4 protein-coding genes are annotated in these 6,742 nt (G+C 42.9%); all 4 read right to left on the bottom strand.

Annotation, left to right across the window (positions count from 1 at the left end; all coding sequences use genetic code 11):
• Positions 1-190: 190 nt before the first annotated feature.
• The 4 genes from F6K20_RS18865 to F6K20_RS18850 all read right to left on the bottom strand — a co-directional run bounded on the left by F6K20_RS18865 (position 191) and on the right by F6K20_RS18850 (position 6,504).
• Positions 191-2,287, bottom strand: coding sequence for a serine/threonine-protein kinase (locus F6K20_RS18865; protein ID WP_287295630.1), 2,097 nt, complete (start codon positions 2,285-2,287; stop codon positions 191-193).
• A gap of 99 nt (positions 2,288-2,386) precedes the next feature.
• On the bottom strand, positions 2,387-2,590 hold the full coding sequence (locus F6K20_RS18860; protein ID WP_008182203.1) for a type II toxin-antitoxin system HicB family antitoxin: 204 nt from the start codon (positions 2,588-2,590) through the stop codon (positions 2,387-2,389).
• A 170-nt stretch (positions 2,591-2,760) separates the two neighbouring features.
• Entirely contained in the window at positions 2,761-4,989 is a 2,229-nt protein-coding gene (locus F6K20_RS18855; protein WP_008182205.1) for a dynamin family protein, read from the bottom strand.
• A gap of 228 nt (positions 4,990-5,217) precedes the next feature.
• A complete protein-coding gene (locus F6K20_RS18850; RefSeq protein ID WP_287295628.1) occupies positions 5,218-6,504 on the bottom strand; it encodes a PP2C family protein-serine/threonine phosphatase in 1,287 nt (428 codons plus the stop codon).
• Between the last annotated feature and the right edge of the window lie 238 nt (positions 6,505-6,742).

The raw sequence follows: 6,742 nt of genomic DNA, 5'->3' as shown, positions 1-6,742 counted from the left end.
TAGTACCCCTTATTAAGGGGTACTTTGACCTTTAGAACTTACCTCATATGAGGTACAAAGGGATCCCCCTAAATCCCCCTTAATAAGGGGTACTTTGAGGTTTAGAACGTACCTCATAAATGCAATAAACGCTACTATATCATAAGTGCGATAAACGCTATCTATTCTTCTTCAAGCTACAGAAATTCAGCTAAAGCTCAACCCCAGCTATTTGAAAGGCTTGTCTAATTGCACCAGCTAATTGCGATTGGTACTGTTGCATGTAAAATTCAGATGCTTGACGATAGGCGGACAACAGGGGACGAAAATTCTCAACCTGACCGTCTACAGTTCTGATATTAAGTAAAACCCAACCTAAGTTGTGGTAAGCCTCAGCATAGTCTGGTTTTAACTGCACGGCTTTTTCCAGATGGGAGCGTGCTTGTGCCCATTGTCCCACTTTTCCTAGTAAAGTGCCTAGACGGAATAAAGCAAAGGCATCAGATGGAAATTTCTGAATGTAGGCTTGATAGGTTTGGATAGCACCTTGATAATTCTGCAAGTGTTCCTGAGTGATTCCTTGATTCAGGGATACCCAGCTAGGAACGTCTGCTTTCTGGCTGGCTTGGTCAAAATTGGCCAGAGCCTCAGGCCACAACCCTTGCACAGCTTGCTTCCAACCTTTCAATCCCCAAGCAACTGCACTATCGGGGACTTGAGTGGTAAACTCTATAATCCGCCGCTCCACATCCCTAGACTGCCTGGTAACAACTGCCTTTTCCAAAGCAATGATTAAATAGGGATATATCCATTGTTGTAGTTGTTGGGATTCCTTAGACTGAGCCTGTTTTGACTTGAACAGTGCCTGGGTAGCAGTACGAATTGCTTGTTTCCATTGCTGTTGATTCACATTAATCCAAGCTTGTAACCCTAGGGCAAAGGTAGAGTTACTATCAATTTGTAGTGCCTTGGAAACAGCAGATTCTGCCTGTTGCCAATTGCCAAGCTTTCCCCATGCCCAAGCTAGATTAGCTTGTATCCAAACTTCTTGGGGAGCTAAGTTTGCTGCTTGTTGCAACTGTTTTACCGCTGTTGACCAATTTGATTTACGGCAGTTGACTAGTCCTAAAACCCCATAGCTCCTGCCATCATTTGGTTGTAGTCGAATCGCTGTTTCTGCTGCCACCTCAGCCTGAGCATCATTGAGATGCATCTGGACTAGGGCTAGTTCAACCGCAGCTTCACCATGGTTTGGCTGATTAGTTAGACACTGTTGATAAGCTTGAACCGCCTCTGCTAACTTTCCTTGCTTAAGTAATCCCCACGCTTTCCTTTGACTGGGAGAAACAAACTTACCTTTGAGGGCATCAATCAGTTCCTCGGCTGTTTGAAATCGCTCCTCTACCTTCATTCTCATTCCAGTTAAGATTACCTGCTCAGTTTGGGGTGTAATCTCAGGAGCTAACTGTCGCGGTGGAATTAACGTTTCTGATCCAGCCCTTTCCGTGGCTTGAGCGGGTAATTGACCAGTGAGTAACTCATACATTGAAGCACATAGAGCATAGATGTCCGTAGCTGGCCAACGCTTACTTCGGTAACTGTATTGCTCAAGAGGAGCGTATCCTGGTGACAATGTTGCACTCATTTCACGGGTTTGACCGGCGATGAATTCTTTAGTAGCACCGAAATCAATCAATACAGCTCGATCTTGGTGATCAATTAGAATATTATCAGGTTTAATATCTCTGTGTAATAGTTGATTAGAGTGAACAACTGTTAAGGCTTCTACTACTTGGATAAAATAGCCCTTGAGCTTCTCTTCCGAAAGAACACCTTCTTCTTGTAAGATTTTGGATAAGGACTTTCCAGAGATAAACTCCATGACTAAATAGGCAGTATTATTCTCCTCAAACCACTCATAAATCTTAGGAATATTAGGGTGGTAGCATTTTTGTAAATAACTGGCTTCTAACTGAAATTTGTGGAGTTGTCGTTGTCGGTCAATCGGAGCAATAGAAGGGGGCCAAGTAATGGTTTTCCCCATCCTAGCTGCTTTTTCTGGCCATAGTTCTTTGATGGCAACCTTGGCAGAGTTAGGTAGGTAAATTCCTTGGTAGGTAATGCCAAATCCCCCTTCTCCTAGGACTTTTTCGATCCGATAATGACTCTGCCTCAGGAGTGTGCCAGAAGGCAAATGGTAGGCTGATGAACTAACAGTCTCTTCAAACTCAAGAGCCGCACCACAACTAGTGCAGTAGTTGGTACTGCCAGTATTAATATGACCGCATACTATACAGGTAATAGACATTGTAGGTTTCTACAATTTTAGGAAGGCAAGAGGCAAGAGGCAAGAGGCAAGAGGCAAGAGGCAAGAGGCAAGAACTAATCTAGTATATCTCCTGGCTTTTCATACTGTAACTTCCACAATTTTGCTGTTGGGTTCAGGAATATAGGAATTGCTGGCAACTTCTAACCAACCTTCAATGGCATCTTGAAGATTTGCTAAAACCTCTTCCATTGTGTCTCCCTCAGTAATGCAGCCAGGTAGTGCGGGTACTTCTGCCCAAAAACCACCTTCTTCTGCTGGATGTATTGCGACCTTAATCTGCATTTGGGTTTGCTTGCTCAATAGTTTTTTGTGTATTTTAACTCATCACATCATGGGTCAATCAGATGATCCGGTGTACTTTTGTCAACCTTATCCACACCCTGACTACTCTTACTTTTCGCTCTTTCCACTTCAAATTTTGTCAGTCAACCAGGCTGATAGCTTACGCAAAGTTAGTTCAAAAACTGCATAGATTCCAATTTGTTGCTGCTGATTGCTTTCTGGAGCAAATTTTGCCACTCCTGCTGAATTTGTTTATGTTCTTTGAGCCTTTGGAACTCAGGCCATACTTTCGAGCGAATTTCTTCCTTTCTTAGAAAAGTCCGCCACTGGTCTCCTATATCTTTGGCATAGTGAATGCGATCAAAAAACTCTCCGATGATGAAGTATCTGACTTGGCTCGGCTCAGTTAACCACTGATCTAAGGTTTCTTTGCATTTAATGACCACTTTTTTATGAAGAGCTTCTAGACGATTTTTTACTTCTTGTTGATTAAACTCTTCAACTTGGGATTCTCCTGACTCTGAATTTTTAATGCTCAGGGTGTTGTTGTTGATTAGATCCGGTTCAAGTTCGTCATCAAAGTGCTGTCGAATACTGTGTATAATTAATCCCTCATAGGAAACTTGAGACTCCCAAAGGGTTCGGAATCCTAGCTCTAATTGATTGTTATACTTATCGAGTAACTCGGTCATCACCCCTAGAAACTTGGCGTCCCGTTCCTTGGTTAGATTCCCCAAGTGCCCCTTTTTCAGGTTTACCAGCACATTTGTTACTTCTGATTTGAGCTGCTCCACTGACTGCTGTAGCCCTTCGTTTAAGGAAAGGAAATGCTTTGAGAGGTTGGCTCGCATCGCTGCAATCGACCCGTAGTAGGTAGACCTGTAAGAGCCTCCGAATCGGTCTGTGCGTTGTCTTTCAATTTCGTCTAGTTCTGGAATTCCCGGGTCACTTTGGCAGGCTTTCATTACAGTATCGACTTTTGCTTTAAAGTAAGGATCAACTGTTTCCCGGTTTTTTCTGAGTTTTTTGAGGAATTTTTCAAGACTGTCAGATAGCTCTTCTTTAAACTCCTTGAATCGCTCCACAAATAACTGGTCTTCATCCCCAAATCCAGCTAGGGCTTTACTGGCTTTCTGTAAATCAGTTTCTAAGTCTCTGTGGAGGATATCTATGTGGTCTTGATAAGCTTTGGCATATTTACTGTCTAGGTCTTCAATGTTGTCCACTAGGTAGTCTAGAATTAACTCCAAAACTTGGTTAGCTTGGTCAGGATTAGAACAGTCAGCGATTACACAATTAACCACCTCTATGTGGTTTTCCCGAATCGTTCTTTTAAGGGTTTCACAGCCTTTAGAGTTGTCTTGATCAGCACTGCTCATTTTGTTGAGTACCATGAAAGAGCGAGCTGGCAGGTCATTCAGGGCTTTCTGGGCTGTGTCATAAAGTTTCGTATCTCTCTCTTCCCATTGGTAGCCTACAGGGTCTGGTCTCCGCACAAAAAGAACCACATCCACTCGCTCCCCTAGGGTTTGTAGCATCAGCTTTTCATCCCCTACTCTGAGGTCCCCTAAACCGGGTATGTCTACTAAGGCAATCTTTTCAACTTCGGATTTACTGAAAGGACAGAATATCTCTACTTCTCTGACTGCCAAAACCGCGAAGTTACTATTGGGATCTTGTTGGTGAACTACATAGTTGCGTATTTCTTCCTTGGAAACCCGATCTAATACCCGAGGGGAGTTTGCTTCCAGTAGATGGCGATACTGATTGAAATGAGCATAATATTCGTTGCGGAGGCGTTCGTACATGGCTTTTTTTGTGGCAGCATCACTAGGCAGTTCGGGAAGCTGACTAGCAAAGTCATCCAAACTCTTTGGTTTGGGTGCTAAGCCTAGTTCTTCGTAATAGGAGCCAATGACTTCTTTGAGAAATGAGTCTTCATCATGGAATGTTACCCTAGCATAGGTTGGTTGATTTTGATGATAGACTGTACTCCTAACTGCTGTGCAGGCTCCTCCTTCACGAGCAGGAATCTCATCATCGGAAAGTCCACTCAAACTTTTGAGTAGTGTACTTTTACCTTGTCGCATTAACCCCACGACACCAATATTAAGGGTGCCACGGTCAAAGCGTTTATGAAGTTGAGCTAGTTTATTACTTTGAAATTCCAAGCGCTTGAGCAGTCCAGGGAAATTGATTTGTTGTAAGTTCCCAGCTATTTCAGCATTATCGGGTAATTGAATTAGCTTCTGGCGGTGTTTTTCTAGCTCAAGTAGTGTGGAGTGAAGGGTTTTTAGGTGGTTTTCTACACTGGTGAGGCGTTCAATAAAGGGTTTGCGCTTTTCGAGAATTTCCGTAAGACGAGAGGCTATATTGGTTCTCTGTTGATTGGTGTACATAAGTTATAGCGTTTGGATTTGAGTTGTGAACATAGTCTTTTAGGCAAGAGGCAAGAGGCAAGAGGCAAGAGGAACCCACCCCTAACCCCTCCCAGGAGGGGAAGGCAAGAGGCAAGAGGCAAGAGGCAAGAGGGTAAAGATATCCGTATTTTTATTAGACAATAAAAAAAGACATCCTCGGTTTACATCTCATTTATAAATGCTATACTTTATTTAAGTGCAGATGCCTCAACTAGCATTTTTTATACAACACTCCAATGCTAAAATTGTAGCATTATCATATGCTCCATTATCTATAACTTTTTGGATAATTTCGTCAACAGCTGCTTGTAAAGGCTGAGTTTTTTTAAAAGTTTCCGCTAGTTCAGTATCTGACACTAAACTCCAGACACCATCTGAACAGAGCAGCAAGATATCACTATCTTCTAGAGCTAGGGATAAGTCTTGACTAAAGTGGCTCAAATCTTGGACATAACCATCACTAAGTCTTGGTTGTGAACCCAGGGCTTTAGTAAGAATATTACTATCTGGATGGTCAAGACTTTCTTGATAGGTGATTTCACCACTGGCCAGTAACATCGCTACTAGTGAGTGGTCTTCAGTTAATTGACATATTTGTTCTTTCCTGATTAAGTAAATACGACTGTCTCCCACATGAGCCACTAGTAAGTTGTTACTAATCCCTAAAATTACACTTAGTGTGGTTCCGCCGTTTCGTACGGCGTTAGTTACAGATTGGTTAGCGTTTTGGAATAATGATACCAACCAATCTGTCTGCTGGTTGACAGTTTTCAACTCAGAGGGAATCGGTTGCTCAAACACGGTTTTGATGGCTAATTGACTGGCTAACTCTCCCTGAGACATGCCACCCATACCGTCAGCAACAGCGGCTAAAATCATAGTATCACCATTACTCAACTGTTGCTGTCGTACTCCATAACTATCTTCGTTGTGTAAACGACTAGTTGAGAGTCCTACTGTTGATTTACTGGCCACTTGCCATTGAACTTGGGTGGTCTGAAATGATTTACGAGTTTCAATTAAGAGACTCAGTAAGTGGGAAAGGGAGAAGCGTTCTTCTGGAACAGAAGAGAGGCAAATCTTGAGCAGTTGATAAATCTGAGGAATGGGCTTAATCTGGATGTCAAGAGTCTGGTCTTGTGGAAGAAGCTGTTGATGAATAGCTTGGTAAAGCAGCGCTCCCACAGTGTAACTGCTCATTGACTCCTGGAAGGGATTACCGGAGGAGAGTTCAAAAGCGCAGTAGTTTCCTAACAAGCCATAGTCGAGCTTTTGATCAATAGGATAGGCACTGGTTAAATCAAAAAACTTGATCGGTTTTCCGATTTCAATCAGTTTCGGAATCACATCAACCAAGCACCACTGACGCTGATATAAATAGTAAAAACATTGACAGATGGGGATAATCAGTGATAGAGACTCTTGATCAGAATGCTCTTCTTGCAGCCAAGTCTCTAAGGTTGATTGACTGTCTGGCAGCGACGTTAATAGCATCAGCCTTTGACCAGAGGTGTCAGGACTGATTTCATTTTCTGGATAGTATTCTTCCTCTAGATATTCAGATTCAGGCTCAGGGTCCTTAGGGGTTTCCGAGGAATCTTCTCTTCAGACTAAGCCTGTGTACTATATATAGAGGAAGATTCAAAAACAGGCTGCGTGGAAATTACATTTTTAGGAACTAGCTCCGGAGTCCCAACGCGATCGCGCAATGTGTCCAGTGTAGCGCTGCGCT

The sequence above is a fragment of the Moorena sp. SIO2C4 genome (assembly GCF_010672485.1).
Classification (GTDB): Bacteria; Cyanobacteriota; Cyanobacteriia; order Cyanobacteriales; family Coleofasciculaceae; genus Moorena; species Moorena producens.
The sequence above is the reverse complement of the archived record's forward strand: the minus strand, read 5'-3'. Positions and strand labels throughout refer to the sequence as shown.